This is a genomic window from Mesorhizobium sp. M0778, assembly GCF_040320105.1.
In the GTDB taxonomy this organism is placed as follows: domain Bacteria; phylum Pseudomonadota; class Alphaproteobacteria; order Rhizobiales; family Rhizobiaceae; genus Mesorhizobium.
This window is the reverse complement of the sequence record NZ_JAMYPA010000024.1, coordinates 58,867-76,804: the sequence shown is the minus strand read 5'-3', so window position 1 is coordinate 76,804 and position 17,938 is coordinate 58,867. Positions and strand designations below refer to the sequence as shown.

The window sequence follows — 17,938 nt, the reverse complement described above, 5'->3', positions numbered from 1 at the left end:
GGTGCGGTAGAATTCATTAGTCGTGGCTCCGCTGTGTGACGATGACCGGGATCAGCAGATCGCCCCAGTTGCCATCGCCGCCATGGTGACGTGCCGAGCGCACCAGTTCGACCGAGACGCCGGCCTCGACCGCCTTCATCACCGACTGATTGAGCCTGTGCAGATCGTTCGCCAACATGCGAATGGTCGCCTGCTGGTCGACATTCATGCTGGTGGCTTGCTCTTCGGCCCGTTCCTTGACGCGGCTTATCGATGCCATTGGTCTTCTCCTTGTGTTGTCATGCCCGTTTGGGCGTTCCCTCTGTTTGTCTGCTATTCCGCTATTCCGCTGCCGGCCTGAATTGGGCGTGCTCGGTCGATCCATGCATGGCCGTGGTCGAAGACTGGCCACCGGTGATCGCCATCGAGACGGCGTCGAAATAGCCGGTGCCGACCTCGCGTTGGTGCTTGGTGGCAGTGTAGCCATTGGCTTCCGCGGCGAATTCCGCCTGCTGCAGTTCCGAATAGGCAGCCATCTGCCGCTCCTTGTAGCCGCGGGCGAGCTCGAACATGCCGAAGTTGAGCTGGTGGAAACCGGCCAGCGTAATGAACTGGAACTTGTAACCCATGGCGCCGAGTTCCTTCTGGAACTTCGCAATCGTCGCGTCGTCGAGATTCTTCTTCCAGTTGAAAGACGGCGAGCAATTATAGGCAAGCAGCTTGCCGGGATGGTGCTTGCGCACACCCTCGGCAAACGTCCTGGCCTGCGCCAGATCGGGCTTGGAAGTCTCGCACCAGATCAGGTCCGCATAGGGCGCGTAGGCGACGGCGCGGGCGATGCAGGGCTCGATGCCATTGCTGACACGATAGAAGCCCTCCGCGGTGCGGCCGGCGCCATAATCGACGAAGGGCTGGTCGCGCTCATCGATGTCGGAGGTCAAGAGCTGTGCCGCTTCCGCATCGGTGCGGGCCACGACCAGCGTCGGCGTGCCCATGACGTCGGCGGCAAGCCGCGCAGCGTTGAGGTTGCGGATGTGTGCAGCGGTCGGGATCAGCACCTTGCCGCCGAGGTGGCCGCATTTCTTCTCCGAAGCCAGCTGGTCCTCGTAATGGACGCCGGCCGCACCCGCCTCGATGAATGCCTTCATGATCTCGAAGGCGTTGAGCGGCCCGCCGAAGCCGGCTTCGGCATCGGCGACGATCGGCGCGAACCAGGTGTCGACCGACAGCCCCTTGCCTTCGGAAGTCTCGATCTGGTCGGCGCGCTGCAAGGTGCGGTTTATGCGCTTGACCAGTTCGGGCGCCGCATTTGCGGGATAAAGCGACTGGTCCGGGTACATGGCGGAAGCGGTGTTGGCATCGGCGGCGACCTGCCATCCCGACAGATAGATCGCTTTCAGCCCGGCCCGCACCTGCTGCATTGCCTGGTTGCCCGACATGGCACCGAGCGCGTTGACGAAATCCTCTTCATGGATGAGCTGCCACAGCCGGTTTGCCCCCATTTCGGCGAGGCTCTGCCGAATCTGCACCGAGCCGCGCAGCCGTCTCACGTCCTCTGGCGAATACGGCCGTTCGATGCCATCGAAGCGCCCTTGGGGCGCCGACGGGACAAGGTTGTAAAAATCGGTCATTGGTCACTCCAGGCTGGCTTTAATGCCGGTTTCGGAAACGCCGTACAGAAGGAATATGTGCGCCGTGTGCGTGACATCATTTACATGTCGGCACTAGGCAAGCGAGACAAACTCCGAAATTGGCCATAAAATAAGAGAAAACCTGTGTTGTGTTTGACTGATGAGAGCTGTAAATTTGTCATGATTGTAAACGCCGCCATGCCATCAGCGGATGTAAATTCTTGTCAAGGACAGTCGATTGGCCGACCATAAAATCTTTGCCGGGCCGCGCATTCGTCGCATCCGCAACGCCAAGGGCCTGACCCAGACGGCGATGGCCGAAGGGCTCGGCATCTCGCCGTCCTATCTCAATCTCATCGAGCGCAACCAACGGCCGTTGACGGTGCAACTGATCCTGAGACTGGCGTCCGTCTACAAGGTCGACCCACATGAATTGCAGGGCGAGGCGAGGGGTTCGGTCGCCGATTTGAAGGAAGTGTTTTCAGATCCGTTGCTGGCCGGCGAACTGCCAGGCGACCAGGAACTCATCGAGCTTGCCGAGGCGGCGCCCAACGCTTCCGCCGCTGTGATAAAGCTGTTTCGCGCCTATCGCGAGCAGGCCGCGCGGCTATCCGATCTCAACGAGCTGCTCGCGCGTGAGGGCAAAGCCACCGCACTCTCCGGCGCCCGGCTGCCGATCGACGAGGTGCATGAGATTTTCGAACGCCGGCCGAACCATTTTACCGCGCTCGAAGAGGAAGCCGAGGCATTCACGTCGGTGCTCGATCCCGGCGACGATCTGTTCAGTGCGTTGAAGGCTTGGCTGCGGCGTGAATTCGGCGTCGTCGTCAAAGTACTGCCGGTCGCCACCATGCCCAACTGGCGCCGTCGCTATGACCGTCACTCGCAGCGCCTGTTCCTGTCCGAGCGCCTGTCGCCATTCGATCAGCTGCGCGAGGTGGCTATGGAGGCCTGCCTGATCCGCATGAGCGTTGCTGTCGCTGTCGAGATCCAGGCGCTGAAGCTGGCCACGGACGAAGCCCGCCGGCTCGCCCGTTTCGAGCTCGGCCGCTATGCCGCGCACGCGCTGATGATGCCCTATCAGCCTTTTCACGCCGCTGCGGTCCGCGCCCGCTATGACATCGACATGTTGCGGTCGCGCTTCGGCGTTTCCTTCGGGCAAGCGGCGAACCGGCTGACCACGCTGCAGCGGCCGGGTGCGTCGGGCGTGCCATTCTTCATGCTCGAGGTCGACAGTGCCGGCAATCGCTTCCGCAAGGCGGGCAGCCACGGCTTTCCGCAAAGCCGCTTCGGCGGCGGCTGTCCGAAGCTGCCGGTCCATACCACCTTCGGCCAACCCGGCCAGATCCTGGTCGAGGCCGTGGAAATGCCAGATGGTGCGGCGTTCCTCTGCATCGCCCGCACGCTCGAAGGCCCGCAGGGCTCGTTTGCCGAGCGACCGCGCCGCACAGCGCTGCTGCTCGGCTGCGACATCGGTTTTCGCGATGAGATCGTCTATGGAGCAGCGTTGCCGGGGCCGGCCGCCATCGGCAAGGCCGGACAGAACGCCGCTGTGTCGGCTACGCCGGTCGGCGCTGCCTGCCGGCTGTGTGAACGCATCGGCTGCCTCGCCCGCGCCGAGCCACCGGTGACACGCCCGCTCGGCCTCGACGAAATGGTGACGGGACTGTCGGCGTTCGATTTTCAGTGACGGCAAACAGAGTTGCCGGGGATCGTGCCGCGGGCGCATTCTTCTATCGGCTACCGCTGCCTATCAGAACGTCCATTTCAATCGTCAGCGGCTCTCCAGGGCTCGGCGAAGCTAGCCCGCGCCAGACCTCCTCGCGCACGATGTGCTTCATATCCGGAGGAAGCTGGACATACTCCTGACCGCTCAATGTTGCGCCCTTGGCGATGCCTCTGAAATAGTCGTCGAAGGACGAGAACTTGATGGGCCACGTTTCGAGCTGGACGTCAATCTTTCGAAACCCGGCGCGATGGAGCAAGCTGTGCAAGCACGTCGCGTCAGGGATGGAAAAGAAGCGATTTAGCTTTTCAGCTTTCTCAGGGGCATAGCGGGCGATTACCGCACCTATTCTGGCGAACAAAGAACGCTCTGGCGTCGTCGTCACGCTAACTGCAGTCCAGCCGTTGGGGCGCAGAACCCGGCGAAATTCCGAAAGCGCTCCAAGCTGGTCCGAGAAGAACATGAGCCCAAGCTAACAGGTCACTGCGTCGAACCGACGGTCCTCATAAGGAAGCGCGTGAGCGTCGAACGTAGCGAGGGTGATTGGCTGGTCTTTCAAATTGCGTTTGGCGGATTCGAGCATGGCCGGCGAGATGTCGCCGCCAATCACGGCGCCGGAAGGGCCTACAATGATGGCAGCGGCTTGCGCTGCCGCTCCGGTGCCCGTTGCGACGTCGAGCACGCGATGGCCAGGCGCAATCCGTGCTGCCTTCAGCAAGGACGGGATAAACGAGTTCGTCGCACGGGCGAACAACTCGTCATAGCCAATCGCCGCCGTTTTGTAGAATGGCTCATCCATGGGGGCGCCCTATACATTTGCACCGTACGTCGAGCATGGGGCGTCTGTCGATGATCGGGCATCTCTGTGCACCTGTCGGTGCGCCAAATGGAACACGATGCTGGATCACTCCCCATCCCCGTCTTTGCGTTACGCGATTAAGGCACGTTTCTGTCGTCCGCTGTGCATCGTGCCGCCTCGAAATCGCCGACAGTCCGACTCATGACCGACATATCATCACCGCAGATCGCTGTTTCGCCTCCGCGAAATGAGGAGCGTATCGGTTTCCTGCTGGTGTTCCTGTCGGCGCTGATGTGGAGCCTCGGCGGTACCATTGCCCGTTTCATCGATGCCGGCGACAGCTGGACGGTGGTGTTCTGGCGCTCGGTCTGGGCCGCCGCCTTCCTGCTCTGCTTCATGGTCTGGCGCGACGGCTGGCGTGGCACGCTGAAGCTGTTTCGCGGCATGGGCCTGGCCGGCCTTGCGGTGGCGTTTTGTTTCGCCACGGCGTCGACCTCTTTCGTCGTGGCGCTTGCCTATACCACCGTCGCCAACATCCTGTTGATGCAGGCCGGTGTGCCGCTTCTGGCGGCGTTGTTTGCCTGGGCGCTGTTTCGCGAGCGGGTGGCCGTGGCGACCTGGCTGGCGATCGCCGCCGTCATTGCTGGCGTCGCCATCATGGTCTCGGAATCGCTCGATGGCGCCGTATCGCCGATCGGCGACGGGCTGGCGCTGCTCATTGCCGTCATGTTCTCGATCGCCACCGTCATCACGCGCCGCTTTGCCCATGTGCGTATGACCCCGGCGACCTGCCTCGGCACGATGCTGGCGGCCGCCTTTGCGGCATCGCAGGCGTCGGCACTGGGCGTTTCCAGCCACGACATGGGCTTCCTTTTTGCCTTCGGCGTGGTCAATCTGGGGCTCGGCCTCGCCTTCTTCGCCACCGGCGCCCGGCTTGTTCCGGCCGCCGTGGCGGCGCTACTCGGCACGTTCGAGCCGATCCTAGGCCCGATCTGGGTTTGGCTCATTCATTCCGAGGTGCCGTCGGCGCGCACCATCGTCGGCGGTGCGGTCGTCATCACGGCGCTCCTCGTCCATATCGGGCTCGAATTCAAGCGCCAGACGCGGCCGCAGCGGGCGGGCGTCACCGGTGTGCCTTCGCCTAATTGATGCAGCGCGCGCGCCAAAGCGAGATGGACCATTGACAATGTCGCAGCCGCGCGGGCAGGCTGCGATCACGGCAACAACAAGACAGGCGTATCTTGCCAAGTCTCCATGCCGGCTGCATCGAGGCCGGACAACATCGTCGTCTCCCTGCGCGCGCCGTAGCGAAAGCTTCTGACGGCGCCGCAACACCACCAGCGCCACGCCAAGTCTTCACTGTCGCCTCGTCGCCGAACCATAATGGCGCCGGCAATTCGCGCTTGTCGCCTGCCTGCAAGCTCAATACCCTGAAGCAAATGCCCAGCCGGGCGCACGCCGCGACGAGCTGGCGACGGAACACTCATCAAAGGAGAATAGCATGACCCGCAAAGCGCTCTGGCTTTCGGCGACTTCGGCGTTTCTGGCAGTTTTTACCTTGGGCGCGCATGCCGAGGACCGTGTCGTCAATGTCTTCAACTGGTCGGACTATATCGACAGTTCGATCATCGACGACTTCACCAAGGAAACCGGCATCAAGGTCGTCTACGACACCTATGATTCCAACGAAATTCTCGAAACCAAGCTGCTTGCCGGTGGTAGCGGCTACGATGTCGTGGTGCCGACGGCAAGCCCGTTCCTGGCCCGTCAAATCCAGGCCGGGGTATATCAGAAGCTGGACAAGTCGAAGCTGCCCAACCTTTCCAATATGTGGAACGTGGTGATGGAGCGGGTTGCGAAGTTCGACCCCGGCAACGAATACTCGGTCAACTACATGTGGGGGACCACAGGCATTGGCTACAACACCGAGAAAGTGAAGGAAGCCCTCGGCGTCGACAAGATCGACAGCTGGGATGCGGTCCTGAAGCCGGAGAATATCGCCAAGCTCGCCAATTGTGGCGTGTACTTCCTGGATTCGCCTACAGACATTTTTCCGACTGTGCTGAACTATCTTGGCCTCAAGCCTGACTCGACCTCTCCTGACGACCTTGCCAAGGCCACAGAACTCATGCTGAGCATCCGGCCTTCTATCCGCAAATTCCATTCGTCGGAATACATCAACGCGCTCGCCAATGGCGACATCTGCGTGGCTGTCGGATTTTCGGGGGATCTCTTCCAGGCCCGCGACCGTGCGGCGGAAGCGAAAAAGGGGGTCGACATCGCCTACACGATTCCAAAGGAAGGTGCGGAAATGTGGTTCGACGAAATGGCGATCCCGGCCGATGCACCGCATGTCGCCGAGGCACACGAATTTCTGAACTACATGATGAGACCAGAAGTTATTGCCAAATCCACCAACTTTGTCTTCTACGCCAATGGCAACAAGGCCTCTCAGCCGCTCGTCAGCAAGGAGATCCTTGATGACCCGGGCATTTATCCGGATGACTCGACGCTGGCCAAGCTGTTCACTGTCGGTCCATATGACCCCAAGACGCAACGTCTCGTCACCAGATCGTGGACCAAGGTCATCACGGGACAATAGTGATCTGACGCGACCCCGGTGGCTGACTGCCGGGGTCGTTTTTCAGGGGCAGAATCAGGCACGGAGTGGGACATGAAATCGCTTGGCAGCATCCGCAGGGATTTCGCGCCATGGAACGATCCGAATGCCAAGCCATACATCCAGTTCGACAACGTCACCAAGAAGTTCGGCGACTTCACTGCCGTCAACAATCTGTCGCTGACCATCTTCGAACGCGAATTCTTTGCCCTGCTCGGGGCCTCGGGCTGCGGGAAATCGACGCTGCTCAGGATGCTTGCCGGCTTTGAGGAACCGACCGCCGGCCGTATCCTGCTCGATGGCCAGGATCTGCGCGGCATCCCGCCATATCGGCGGCCGGTCAACATGATGTTCCAGTCCTACGCCTTGTTTCCGCACATGACGGTCGAGAACAACATCGCGTTCGGCCTCAAGCAGGAAGGCATGGCCAAGGCCGATATCGACAAGCGCGTCGCCGACATGCTGAAGCTGGTCAAGCTCGAGCAGTTCGCCAAACGCAAGCCGCACCAATTGTCGGGCGGCCAGCGCCAGCGTGTCGCACTGGCCCGCTCGGTGGCCAAGCGGCCGAAAGTCCTGCTGCTCGATGAGCCGCTTGGCGCGCTGGACAAGAAGCTGCGCGAGGAAACGCAGTTCGAGCTGATGGACCTGCAGCAGAACCTTGGCCTCACCTTCGTCGTCGTCACCCATGACCAGGAAGAGGCGATGACGATGGCCGACCGCATCGCCATCATCGACAAGGGCGAGGTGATGCAGGTGGCGACGCCGGCCGAGGTCTACGAGGCGCCGGGTTCCCGCTTCGTCGCCGGCTTCGTCGGCAATGTGAATATGTTCGACGGCAAGATCGCGGCTGGCGAGGCCGGCAGCGCAAGCATCGACGCCGGCAACGGCATCACCATCCGCACCGAAAATGCCGGCCGTGCCGCCGCCGGAACGTCCGTTACCTTTGCTATCAGGCCGGAGAAGATCAAGGTTTCCTCCACGAAACCGGCTGGTGCCGTCAACGCCATCGAGGGCGAGGTCTACGACATCGCCTATCTCGGTGACATGACCATCTATCACGTCAGGCTGGATGACGGTCAGGTGGTGCGGGCGAGTACCATGAACGCGGCACGCATCACCGAGGATCCGCTGACCTGGAACGACCGCGCCTGGGTTTCCTTCCGACCCGACGCCGGCGTCGTGCTGACACGGTAGGGACTGATCATGTCCGCTGTCACCGCCGCAACAAGCTCCTCGGCAAGCGCTGCCGGCAAATCCGCCTTGGCCAGGCTGGGAGCGGCTTTGGTTAGCCGTCTCGTCATCATCATCCCCTACCTTTGGCTGCTGTTCTTCTTTCTCGTCCCCTTTATCATCGTCTTTAAGATTTCGCTGTCGCAGACCGCGATAGCCATGCCGCCCTACACGCCGGTGCTCGATTTCCGCGACGGCGTTTCCGGGGTTGTCGCGTGGTTTGGCGCGCTCAATTTTGACAACTACATCTGGCTGACGCAGGACGCGCTCTACTTCAACGCCTATGTGACGAGCGTCATCGTCGCCGCCATCTCGACGGTCCTGACGTTGGTGATCGGCTATCCCATCGCCTATGGCATGGCACGCGCTCCGGCGACGATCCGCCCGACCTTGCTGATGCTGGTGATCCTGCCGTTCTGGACCTCGTTCCTGATCCGTGTCTACGCCTGGATAGGCATTCTCAAGCCCGAGGGCCTGCTCAACGAGTTGCTGCTCGCCACTGGCATCATCAGCCATCGGCTGATCATCCTCAACACCTACACGGCGATCTTCATTGGCATCGTCTACTCCTATCTGCCGTTCATGGTCCTGCCGCTCTATTCGGCATTGGAGAAGATGGACAATTCGCTGATCGAGGCCGCCAAGGATCTCGGCTGCCCGCCGACCAGCGCCTTCTGGAAGATCACCTTCCCGCTGTCGCTGCCCGGCGTCATCGCCGGCTGCCTGCTGGTGTTCATTCCCGCCGTCGGCGAGTTCGTCATCCCCGATCTGCTCGGCGGCTCGCAGACACTGATGATCGGCAGGACGCTGTGGAGCGAATTCTTCGGCAACCGCGACTGGCCGGTGTCGTCTGCCGTTGCCGTCATCTTGCTGCTGCTGCTGATCGTGCCGATCATGCTCTTCCAGCGAGCCCAGGCGCGTGCCCAGGAGCAGGACCTATGAACGCTACCTGGAGCCGCTTCAACATCGTTTCGATCGTGCTCGGCTTTGCCTTTCTCTACCTGCCGATCGTCCTGCTCGTCGTGTTCTCTTTCAACGAGTCGAAGCTGGTCACCGTCTGGGGCGGCTTCTCGACGAAATGGTACGTGTCGCTGTTCCACAATCAGGGTCTGATGGACGCCACCTGGGTGACGGCGCGCGTCGGCGTCATCTCGGCCACCGTGGCGACCGTGCTCGGCACTCTGGCGGCGCTCACCCTGACGCGCTACACGCGCTTTCGCGGCCGGCTGCTGTTTTCCGGCATGGTGTTTGCGCCGCTGGTCATGCCGGAAGTCATCACCGGCCTGTCGCTATTGCTGCTCTTCGTCGTTGTCGGCTTCGACCGCGGCTTTCTCACGGTGACGCTTGCCCACACCACGCTGACCATGTGCTTCGTCGCTGTGGTGGTCCAATCGCGCCTGATCACGTTCGATCGTTCGCTGGAAGAAGCCGCGATGGATCTCGGTGCGCCGCCGGTAAGGACCTTCTTCCAGATCACGCTGCCGGTCATCATGCCGGCGATCGTCTCTGGCTGGATGCTGGCCTTCACGCTCTCGCTCGACGACCTGGTTATTGCCAGCTTCACCTCGGGGCCCGGCGCCACGACGCTGCCGATGAAGATCTACAGCCAGGTCCGCCTTGGCGTGACGCCGGAAATCAACGCGGCGTGCACCATTCTGATCGCGATCGTCGCAGTTGGCGTGATCATCGCTTCGCTCGCAAACAAACGCCGCGAGGTGCAGCGCCAGCGCGACGAGCAGGCGGCGCAGCGAGGTTGAGTTCCTGCTGCTTACTCGCCTGAAACACCGCGACTTATCGGCGAGATGAACGGCGTGCTCCAGGTGCCGCCGACGAAGAACGACGACTGCTTGGGCGCTTGGCCGTTCGTCTGCGTGGCAGCCTGGCTCGGCTGGACGATGCCGCCGGACAGCGCCAGCCCGCGTCCGGCATAGGATGCGATGCCGGAAAGCCAGATCTTGTATTGCGCGGAATTCACCTCGGCCTTGTCGATGCGCGCCACGCCGTTCGAAACGCTCGCCTTGAGCTCGGCCCCGTCGATCGGCAGCGTTCCGTCCGAGACGTCGTCAAGCGCAAAGAATCCACCCTGTTCGGTGTGCTTGAGGAACGCCGGCAGGTTAAGCCGGCTCAGCGCACCCGCGCCGAAGGTCGCGGACAGCGAGCCATTGGCGTTTTCGAAAATGGAGTCCCAGGTTCTGCCCGGCCCCTTGAGGATGACCGAAACGGTTCCGGTGCCGATCGGCACCAGCCGCGTCATCCCGGCCGCGGTGCCGAAAGCGCCGCCGTCGATGTCGGAAGCAAGCAGCCGGATCTCGACTTCCGTGCCGGCGGGCTTGCGGTCGAAACGGACGCTGCTTTGGACGTTGCCGCCAAAGGCGGACGCATCGGAGATGTCGAAGACGGCGAGGCCGTTCTTGACCTGGGCGGTGGCGGCGACGTCGGCAAGCTGGATTGCACCTGCCGTGGCATGCGCGGCGGACAGCCTGAGATCGAGATTGATCCGGTCGGCGAAGCTTGTGTCGATCTCGCCCGGGCCGGCGGCGCCGGCGGATGGTACGGGGGTAAAGGCGGAGAGAAACGATCTGAGGTCGAGCGTATCGAAGGCAAGTGTGCCGGAGATCACCGGCAGTGCCTCGCCGTAGGTGAAGTCCAGCGCGCCCATTCCGGGGTTGTTGTCGAGGGTCAGGGCCGTATTTTCGAATTTGATGCGCCCGGCCGTCGCCGTGATCTTGCTTGAAACCGAGATCGAGCCGATTGCCGCACCGGGCGCGATGCCGGCCTGCGACCATTCGAGCACGCGTCGCAGCGAAGGTGCGGCAAATTTTGCCTGGCCGTCGAAATAGCCGTTCTCCGACATGCTGGCCAGCCCGTCGAAGGAAAAGCTGGCCGGCGCCGCCTTGAAGGAAAGCGTGACCGGTGCTGCGCCGCCGCCAAACAGCACAAGCGGGTTCGGCGATGCGGCGTCGACGGAAACGCTTTCGCCGCGCCATATCCCGGTCGCCGACAGCGTCGCATTGCTGTTCATCGCGGCCCAATTCGCCTGGCCGCTCAGGCTGCTCAATATCTCCTGGTCCTTGCCGCCGATGGCGGCGACCACGCGGCCATCCCTGAACTCGACTGTGCCGAACGGATCTGCCGGCAGCTTGCCGAGATCCGGCTTGGCGGGATTTGTGTTGATCACCGCGCGGGCAGCATCGATCGAACGCGTAATGCGCCCGCCGCTCGGAATCGCAGGCAGGAAAAACCCGCTCGCGGTACGCTGAACCCTGATCGTCGGTCGCACCAGCCGCGCCGTCGAAAACACCACGTCGCCACGCAGCGCCGCCATGGCCGAGAGGTCGACCTCGACCCGTTCGGCCTCGATCACAGGCGGTGCATCCGTCTCTGTCCATTGCGACAGCGTCACGTCGCTCAGGATCGCCCGGAAATTCGGCCAGACCTCGATGCGCGGCGCGCCGTCGATGGTGACCCTGAAACCGCTCCAGGCGCTCATTTCCCACGCGATGCGGTCACGCACGATACGGGTCGAGGCGATCAACGGCAAGGCTGCAACGACCAGCGCGACGACGGTGACGGCTGCGCCGATCGCCCATATTCCGCGTCGGATCAAAGGTGATGGCATATCGCCCCGTATGCTTCCATTCCGACAAAATCGCCCGACGGGTGTAACCGACGGCTGACGCATTTCAAGTCTTTATGGCCCGGCGATGGCATTTGCGCACACCCTGACCGGCGCGGTCCAACAAAATCTTGCTCTGCTGCATCGCGATATGCATAAGCGATGCAGCCTGCGGAGGAACAATGATGGCCGACGACGCACCGCTCTGGATGCCGACGCAAGAGCAGATCGACGCAGCGCCGATGACCGCCTTCATGAACGCCGCGGCGAGCAGGGCCGGCAAGGCTTTCTCCTCCTATGCCGACCTGCATCGCTGGTCGATCGATGACCGCGAGACCTTCTGGAGCCTGGTCTGGGACTTTTGCGGCATCGTCGGCGACAAGGGCGAACGCGTGCTGGTCGATGGCGACAAGATGCCCGGCGCGACCTTCTTCCCTGACGCGAAGCTGAACTTCGCCGAGAATCTTCTGAAGAAAACCGGGCTTGGCGACGCAGTCGTCTTTCGCGGCGAGGACAAGGTCGAGCGGCGGCTGTCCTGGAACGAGCTGCATGCGCTGACCTCGCGCCTGCAACAGCTCTTCCTGTCGCTCAAGGTGAAGAAGGGCGACCGCATCGCCGCGATGATGCCGAACATGCCGGAGACCGTTGCGGCGATGCTGGCTGCCGCCTCGATCGGCGCCGTCTGGTCGTCCTGCTCCCCAGATTTCGGCGAGCAGGGTGTTCTCGACCGGTTCGGCCAGATCGAGCCTGTCGTCTTCATCGCGCCGGACGGCTACTGGTACAATGGCAAGGCGATCGAAGTCGCCGACAAGATCGCGGCTGTGGTGGCGAAGCTCGCCACCGTGCGCAAAGTCCTGATCGTCGATTATCTCGGCACGTCGACCGACGTCGCGGCAACCATCGGCAAGGCGGCTGCGCTGGAGGAGGCGCTGTCACCCTTTGCCGCCAGGCCTGTCAGTTACGAAAGGCTGCCGTTTTCGCATCCGCTCTACATCCTGTTTTCGTCAGGCACGACCGGCATCCCCAAATGCATCGTCCATTCAGCCGGCGGAACGCTGATCCAGCACGTCAAGGAAGAGCGGCTGCATGCCGGCCTGCTCGACGGCGATCGCTTCTTCTATTTCACCACCTGCGGCTGGATGATGTGGAACTGGCTGGTGTCGGGCCTGGCGTCGGGCGCCACCTTGCTGCTCTATGACGGCTCGCCTTTCTACCCGGACGGCAATGCGCTGTTCGACTTCGCCGATGCCGAGAAGATGACCTATTTCGGCACCTCGGCCAAATTCATCGATTCCGTGCGCAAGGCCGGCCTCAAGCCGATCCACACGCATGATCTTTCCAGTGTGCGCACCATCTCCTCGACCGGCTCGCCGCTGTCGCCGGAAGATTTCCGTTTCGTCTATGAAGGCATCAAGAAGGACGTGCATCTCGCCTCGATCTCCGGCGGCACCGATATCGTCTCCTGCTTCGTGCTCGGCGTGCCGATCGAACCGGTATGGCCCGGCGAGATCCAGGGACCCGGCCTCGGCCTTGCCGTCGACGTCTGGGACGATGATGGCCGTCCGCTTCGCAAGGAGAAGGGGGAGCTCGTCTGCACCAAGCCGTTTCCGGCAATGCCGATCGGCTTCTGGAACGACCCTGACGGCAAGAAATACGAGGCCGCCTATTTCGAGCGCTTCGACAATGTCTGGTGCCACGGCGATTTCGCCGAATGGACCGCCCATGGCGGGCTGATCATCCATGGCCGTTCCGACGCCACGCTCAATCCGGGCGGTGTTAGGATCGGCACGGCGGAAATCTACAATCAGGTCGAGCAGATGCCGGAAATCCTCGAAGCGCTATGCATCGGCCAGGATTTCGACAATGACGTGCGTGTCGTGCTGTTCGTGCGGCTGGCTGCCGGCGTCGAGCTCGATGCCGAGCTGGAAAAACGCATCCGCGCGAAAATCCGCACCGGGGCGAGCCCGCGCCATGTGCCGGCCAAGATCGTCGCCGTCAGCGATATTCCGCGCACCAAATCGGGCAAGATCACCGAGCTCGCGGTCCGCGACATGGTGCATGGCCGCGCCATCAAGAACAAGGAAGCGCTCGCCAATCCCGAAGCGCTCGAGCTGTTCCGCAATCTGCCGCAGCTTGCCGACTGAGCATGAAGCCCGGGCTGGAACCGGGTCATGGTTAACGAAATGTCTCCGCGGAATTTACCTAGATTTCATGAGTGGTACACATTGGTAAATTTTCCGGCGTGCCGGTAAGGATTTGTTAAGGCCCGGCATCGATAGTCGTGCGTAACTTGAGGGAGAAATCCCGTTCCTCTTAGCCCCCAGAGGATCTGATTCGCTCAAGCCCCCGTTGTGACAGCAATTCTATCATTCAAGGCGTCCCATTGGACGCCTTTTTTCTTTGCGCAGCCATAGACCTAACCGGCCAGCACGCGGGTCGAGGGGAAGGCGACTTCGACCAGGGTTCCCTCGCCGGGCGTCGAGTTGATGGTGAACCGGGCACGGTTCGCTTCGACCATCGCCTTCGTCAGCGGCAGCCCGAGACCGGTGCCGTCGCCGCGGCCGCGCTTCAGCGCGTTGATCTGCTTGAACGGCTTCAGCGCCTGCTCGATCTCGGACTGGCTCATGCCGATGCCGGTATCGCGCACGCGCATGACGACGTCGCCGGAGAGCTCATAGGCGGTCGACACGATCACCTGGCCGCCGGCCTGCGTGTAGCGGACGGCGTTCGACAAGATGTTGAGCGCGATCTGCCGCACGCTGCGCAGATCGGCCACCACTTCCGGCAGTCGCGAGGCGAAGCTGGAGCGGATGATGACGCGTTCCCGGTTGGCTTGCGGCTGCATCATCGCCACGGTCTCGGCCAGCGTGTCGTTCAGCGACACCGCCTCATAAGCCATCTCCTGCTGACCGGCCTCGATTTTCGAAATGTCGAGCAGGTCGTTGACCAGATCGAGCACGTGGTTGCCCGAACGGTTGATGTCGCGCAGATAGTCGCGATAGCGGTCATTGGCCACCGGCCCGAATTTCTCGTCCACCATCAGCTCGGAAAAGCCGATGATGGCGTTGAGCGGCGTGCGGATCTCGTGGCTGATGCGGGCCAGGAAATCCGTCTTCTGCGACGAGGCGCGTTCGGCGACCGCGCGCGCCTGGGTCAGGTCCTCTTCGGCGCGCTTCCACTGGGTAATGTCGCGCACCACCGCGCAGAAGCCGCTGTCGTTGGGCAGTCTGCCGATGGTCATGAACAGTGGGATGAAGCGCCCCTGCGCCTCGCGTCCGATCACCTCGCGGCCATCGTTCATCACGCTTGCAACGCCAGGCTCCGACAGCCCCTCGAGATAGTCACGCGCCGCGCGCTGGCTTTCGATCGCAAACAGCGAGATGAACGGTTTGCCGGTCACCTCGTCGCTGTCGAAGCCGAAGAGCGCTTCCGCCGGACGGCTAATTGAACGGATCGTTCCGTTACGGCCGATCAGCACGACGCCGTCGGTGGCGGTATCGATGATGGTGCGCATTTCGGCGATGCGCGCCTTGAGCTCGGAAACATCCGGCCGCGTTTGATCGTCGGCGGCGCCATGTGGAATGGCTGTTGCTTCGTCGTCGCCGGAACGGCGTACGACCAGCATCAGCGTCTTGCCGTTCCCCCAGGGGACGGAGCGTAAAATCGCGTCGATCGGAAATTCCTGACCGTCGCGCGTCTTCAGCCGCAATGCACGATCGCTGCCGTCCGAACTGCCGTCGTCGGCGTAAGGATCGGCAAACAGCGCGCCGAGCCCGCCGGCCTCGTCCAGCGCGTCGAGCGTCGCATAACCGGTCAGGCCGAGGAATTCCTCGTTCGCGTAGTGCAGCTGGTCGCCGGAATGGATAAGCACCGGCACTGGCAGCTTGCCGAGGATCGAGGTGTCCGGACCCTTGTTGCCCTCTCCGGCAAACGCCGACGGCACGAAGCCGTTTAGTTTGAGCGGTGGTGCCTGCGGCCGCCCGATGGGCGGCGCCGAGCCGGCATCGCCGGCTGCGGCTTCGCTGTCATCGGACCAATCTTCGCTGTCCTCGGCGTCGCGGAAATCCTCCGCTGTCATGCTGTCGTCGTCTTCGCCATCCCGCGGCGCTTCGGCGCCGATCGTTCGACGGTTCGTGCTGGGCTCGATGCCTTCCTGGGCTTCGTCGCTGGGTTCGCGGTCGGCATAGTCGAGCAGCGACCCGGAGGCAGGGCGTGCGACGGGTTCGCCGGCTTGCGTCTCTTCTGCCGTCTCGTCGCGCTGCTCGCCGTCGAGCCGGGCGAGGTCCTTCTGGTCCTCGGCATCGGCCTCGGGCGGTTCGGCCGCCTCGCTTTCCGGACCTGGCGCCGGCATTTCACCCTTGTCCGTCGGACCGGCTTTTTTCAGCTTTGGTTCGTCGGCCTTGCCGGCTGCCTCAACTTTGGTCGCGGTCTCCGCAGCCGGCTTTGGCTTCTCGGCGCTGGGCTGTTCGTCTACCGGCTTTTCGGCCGGGGTGCTGTCCTTCTTGAGACGCTCGCCAATCTCGCGAAACGCGCTGCGTTCCAGCGTCGACAGGCCCTTGTCGTTGGCCGGCTGCCGGTGCTCGGCCAGCCGGATCACCTTGTCGGCAAAGCGCCGCTCGGGCTTTGGCACGATGGTCAACGCCGGCACTTCGCCCCGGAACGGATCGGCGGCTTTCGGTGTCTCGGGGGCAGGTTCAACGGCTTCGGGCCCGACCGCGGCAGGCTTCTCCTCGGCGACAAGGGCCATGCCGGCCGCGTCGGGATCGATCACCGCATCGCTGCTGCGGGCGACGCCGAAACCGCGAAAACCTTCGAAAACGCGGCTGCGGCTGTAAACCGGGAGCGCCGCCAGATCGACGGGTATCTTCAGATCGGTGCCGGCGACCGGCCACAGCACGGAGCGGCCGGACCAGGTGTCGCGCCGTTCGAGCAGGCCGGCGATCTCGCCTGAAGCATCGAGGCCGTAGGCGGCCGAAACGTCGCCGAAGCGGCGGCCGATCACGTCGGCGGCGGGCTTGCCGACGAGTTCGGCAAATTCCGGCGACAGGGCACTGAACCGGCCCTCTGCGTCGGTACGCCAGACGAAACGCATGGGCGCGGCCGTACGATCGATCACGCGGCCGCGGCCCTGGGGCGGGGAAGCGGCTTTGATCGCTTGTGTGGCGCTTTCCTGCGGGGCGTCCAGACCGGCCTGCGAAGCGGCGGGGCTGGCTGGTGTCTCGACTTCGCCGGGCACACCTGCCCCGGGCGGGACCTGCGTGTCGTCGCCCGCATTGAAGTACCAATGGTCATGCTGCGTCGGCGTTTCGCCAGCCGTGTGCTGATTGTCGGCCCCCGAAACCTGCTTGGCTGTGTCGGCAGGCTCGTGCTCCGTCGATGCGGAGCTGCCTTCGATCGCGGCAAGGTCGATCTCCGCCGCGCCGGTGTTGGTGATTGGCGGCTCGGCGATTGGCTGCTTGTTGTCCTGGTCCGTTGGCTGGGGAAGACCGCTCGGCGCCGCTGCTGCCTCGCTGCCGGGTTCCGCGACGGCGCGCTCGCCAACAGGGGCCCCGCCGTCAAGCCGGTCCTCGTCGATCACCACCAGCAGGTGCCGCTCGTCTGTCAGACGGGCAAGGCCTGCCGGATAGGAGCTGGATCCGCCGGGAACCAGGCGCTTGACGATGCGGTCGCTGTCGTTCGCCACGTCGGCGACAAGCGCGGCCAGCGTCTCAGGCCGGATGCCGAGCGACGAAAAGCCGTCCGACGCGGCGTCGATATTGCCCTTGGCATCGACAAAGGCGATGTAGTGGCCGTCTTCGGTAAAGCCGCTGATGGCGCGATCGGCGATCTCGGCCGCGCTGCGCGAGCCGGTCTGCGCCGCCGGCAACGCCAGCATGATTGCTTCCTCGCCATCGGGCATGGTCACCGCGCTGGCCAGGAAACCAACCGCGCGGCTGGTCAGCCCGGTAGCCAGGCGGACCGTGATGGCACGGTCGCGGCCGATCCGCGGAAAACCGCTGGTTGCCATGATCTGGCGCCTGGCGATCAGCGGCAATCCTGCCGAAGCGCCGATGATGGCTCCGATGTCCGGATAGCCGAATACCGCCGCGCCGGGGCCGTTGGCCCATATCACCTGCTCGAGATCTGCCGACAGAATGGCGATCGCGTCGCCGGCGGCGAACCGCAGGCGGACCGCGTCGAGCACGGCAACATCGAGGAAGGAGTAGTTTTCAGCCGGCATGCGCTTGGCGACCCTCACAGAGCGGGCAATTTGCGGTTAACGCTTTGTTAATAAAAGCCGACGGCGCGAAGGTCCACAAGTCATAGCGTGCAACCAGCGGAATCTCTAGGCGCGTGG

At 63.0% G+C, this 17,938-nt stretch carries 13 protein-coding genes; 7 read left to right on the top strand and 6 right to left on the bottom strand.

Annotated elements, in window-relative coordinates:
• Nucleotides 1-16: 16 nt before the first annotated feature.
• Nucleotides 17-259, bottom strand: coding sequence for an SMc00767 family acetate metabolism repressor (locus NKI22_RS26275; protein WP_023719402.1), 243 nt, complete (start codon nucleotides 257-259; stop codon nucleotides 17-19).
• Nucleotides 260-320: 61 nt separating this feature from the next.
• Complete coding sequence (aceA, locus tag NKI22_RS26270) at nucleotides 321-1,610, bottom strand: isocitrate lyase (protein ID WP_023719401.1); 1,290 nt, start codon at nucleotides 1,608-1,610, stop codon at nucleotides 321-323.
• Between the two features lie 238 nt (nucleotides 1,611-1,848).
• Between aceA and NKI22_RS26265 the strand changes: the two genes are divergently transcribed.
• On the top strand, nucleotides 1,849-3,300 hold the full coding sequence (locus NKI22_RS26265) for a helix-turn-helix domain-containing protein (RefSeq protein WP_352959176.1): 1,452 nt from the start codon (nucleotides 1,849-1,851) through the stop codon (nucleotides 3,298-3,300).
• A gap of 43 nt (nucleotides 3,301-3,343) precedes the next feature.
• On the opposite strand, the gene NKI22_RS26260 is transcribed toward NKI22_RS26265, so the two are convergent.
• Both NKI22_RS26260 and NKI22_RS26255 read right to left on the bottom strand, forming a co-directional pair.
• Complete coding sequence (locus NKI22_RS26260; protein WP_352817611.1) at nucleotides 3,344-3,799, bottom strand: class I SAM-dependent methyltransferase; 456 nt, start codon at nucleotides 3,797-3,799, stop codon at nucleotides 3,344-3,346.
• 9 nt (nucleotides 3,800-3,808) lie between these two features.
• Entirely contained in the window at nucleotides 3,809-4,135 is a 327-nt protein-coding gene (locus NKI22_RS26255) for a methyltransferase domain-containing protein (RefSeq protein WP_023719398.1), read from the bottom strand.
• Nucleotides 4,136-4,336: 201 nt separating this feature from the next.
• On the opposite strand from NKI22_RS26255, the gene NKI22_RS26250 reads away from it, so the two are divergent.
• From NKI22_RS26250 to NKI22_RS26230, 5 genes are all read left to right on the top strand, one after another.
• Nucleotides 4,337-5,284 carry a DMT family transporter gene (locus NKI22_RS26250; RefSeq protein ID WP_023719397.1) on the top strand — a complete coding sequence of 316 codons (948 nt, stop codon included), beginning with the start codon at nucleotides 4,337-4,339 and terminating at the stop codon, nucleotides 5,282-5,284.
• A gap of 352 nt (nucleotides 5,285-5,636) precedes the next feature.
• On the top strand, nucleotides 5,637-6,737 hold the full coding sequence (locus NKI22_RS26245) for a polyamine ABC transporter substrate-binding protein (RefSeq protein ID WP_023719396.1): 1,101 nt from the start codon (nucleotides 5,637-5,639) through the stop codon (nucleotides 6,735-6,737).
• Nucleotides 6,738-6,809: 72 nt separating this feature from the next.
• Entirely contained in the window at nucleotides 6,810-7,949 is a 1,140-nt protein-coding gene (locus tag NKI22_RS26240) for an ABC transporter ATP-binding protein (RefSeq protein WP_023719395.1), read from the top strand.
• Nucleotides 7,950-7,958: 9 nt separating this feature from the next.
• Nucleotides 7,959-8,927, top strand: a complete 969-nt coding sequence (locus tag NKI22_RS26235; RefSeq protein WP_031194151.1) for an ABC transporter permease subunit — start codon at nucleotides 7,959-7,961, stop codon at nucleotides 8,925-8,927.
• Nucleotides 8,924-9,742 (top strand): ABC transporter permease, encoded by an 819-nt coding sequence (locus NKI22_RS26230; protein WP_352959173.1) that lies wholly within the window; start codon nucleotides 8,924-8,926, stop codon nucleotides 9,740-9,742. The genes NKI22_RS26235 and NKI22_RS26230 overlap by 4 nt, the downstream gene beginning before the upstream one ends.
• An 11-nt stretch (nucleotides 9,743-9,753) precedes the next feature.
• Here NKI22_RS26230 and NKI22_RS26225 read toward each other — a convergent pair whose 3' ends face one another.
• Nucleotides 9,754-11,604 (bottom strand): AsmA family protein, encoded by a 1,851-nt coding sequence (locus tag NKI22_RS26225; RefSeq protein ID WP_023719392.1) that lies wholly within the window; start codon nucleotides 11,602-11,604, stop codon nucleotides 9,754-9,756.
• A gap of 182 nt (nucleotides 11,605-11,786) precedes the next feature.
• On the opposite strand from NKI22_RS26225, the gene NKI22_RS26220 reads away from it, so the two are divergent.
• The gene (locus NKI22_RS26220) at nucleotides 11,787-13,745 is read left to right on the top strand and encodes an acetoacetate--CoA ligase (RefSeq protein WP_023719391.1); all 1,959 of its coding nucleotides are present in this window, start codon (nucleotides 11,787-11,789) and stop codon (nucleotides 13,743-13,745) included.
• 272 nt (nucleotides 13,746-14,017) lie between these two features.
• Here NKI22_RS26220 and NKI22_RS26215 read toward each other — a convergent pair whose 3' ends face one another.
• A complete protein-coding gene (locus tag NKI22_RS26215; protein ID WP_352939301.1) occupies nucleotides 14,018-17,821 on the bottom strand; it encodes a PAS domain S-box protein in 3,804 nt (1,267 codons plus the stop codon).
• Between the last annotated feature and the right edge of the window lie 117 nt (nucleotides 17,822-17,938).

Bases quoted from the DNA above. Each gene is read 5' to 3' on its own strand.
- NKI22_RS26275 (WP_023719402.1), bottom strand. From the start codon at position 259: ATGGCATCGATAAGCCGCGTCAAGGAACGGGCCGAAGAGCAAGCCACC.
- aceA (WP_023719401.1), bottom strand. From the start codon at position 1,610: ATGACCGATTTTTACAACCTTGTCCCGTCGGCGCCCCAAGGGCGCTTC.
- NKI22_RS26260 (WP_352817611.1), bottom strand. From the start codon at position 3,799: ATGTTCTTCTCGGACCAGCTTGGAGCGCTTTCGGAATTTCGCCGGGTT.
- NKI22_RS26255 (WP_023719398.1), bottom strand. From the start codon at position 4,135: ATGGATGAGCCATTCTACAAAACGGCGGCGATTGGCTATGACGAGTTG.
- NKI22_RS26250 (WP_023719397.1), top strand. From the start codon at position 4,337: ATGACCGACATATCATCACCGCAGATCGCTGTTTCGCCTCCGCGAAAT.
- NKI22_RS26245 (WP_023719396.1), top strand. From the start codon at position 5,637: ATGACCCGCAAAGCGCTCTGGCTTTCGGCGACTTCGGCGTTTCTGGCA.
- NKI22_RS26240 (WP_023719395.1), top strand. From the start codon at position 6,810: ATGAAATCGCTTGGCAGCATCCGCAGGGATTTCGCGCCATGGAACGAT.
- NKI22_RS26235 (WP_031194151.1), top strand. From the start codon at position 7,959: ATGTCCGCTGTCACCGCCGCAACAAGCTCCTCGGCAAGCGCTGCCGGC.
- NKI22_RS26230 (WP_352959173.1), top strand. From the start codon at position 8,924: ATGAACGCTACCTGGAGCCGCTTCAACATCGTTTCGATCGTGCTCGGC.
- NKI22_RS26225 (WP_023719392.1), bottom strand. From the start codon at position 11,604: ATGCCATCACCTTTGATCCGACGCGGAATATGGGCGATCGGCGCAGCC.
- NKI22_RS26220 (WP_023719391.1), top strand. From the start codon at position 11,787: ATGGCCGACGACGCACCGCTCTGGATGCCGACGCAAGAGCAGATCGAC.
- NKI22_RS26215 (WP_352939301.1), bottom strand. From the start codon at position 17,821: ATGCCGGCTGAAAACTACTCCTTCCTCGATGTTGCCGTGCTCGACGCG.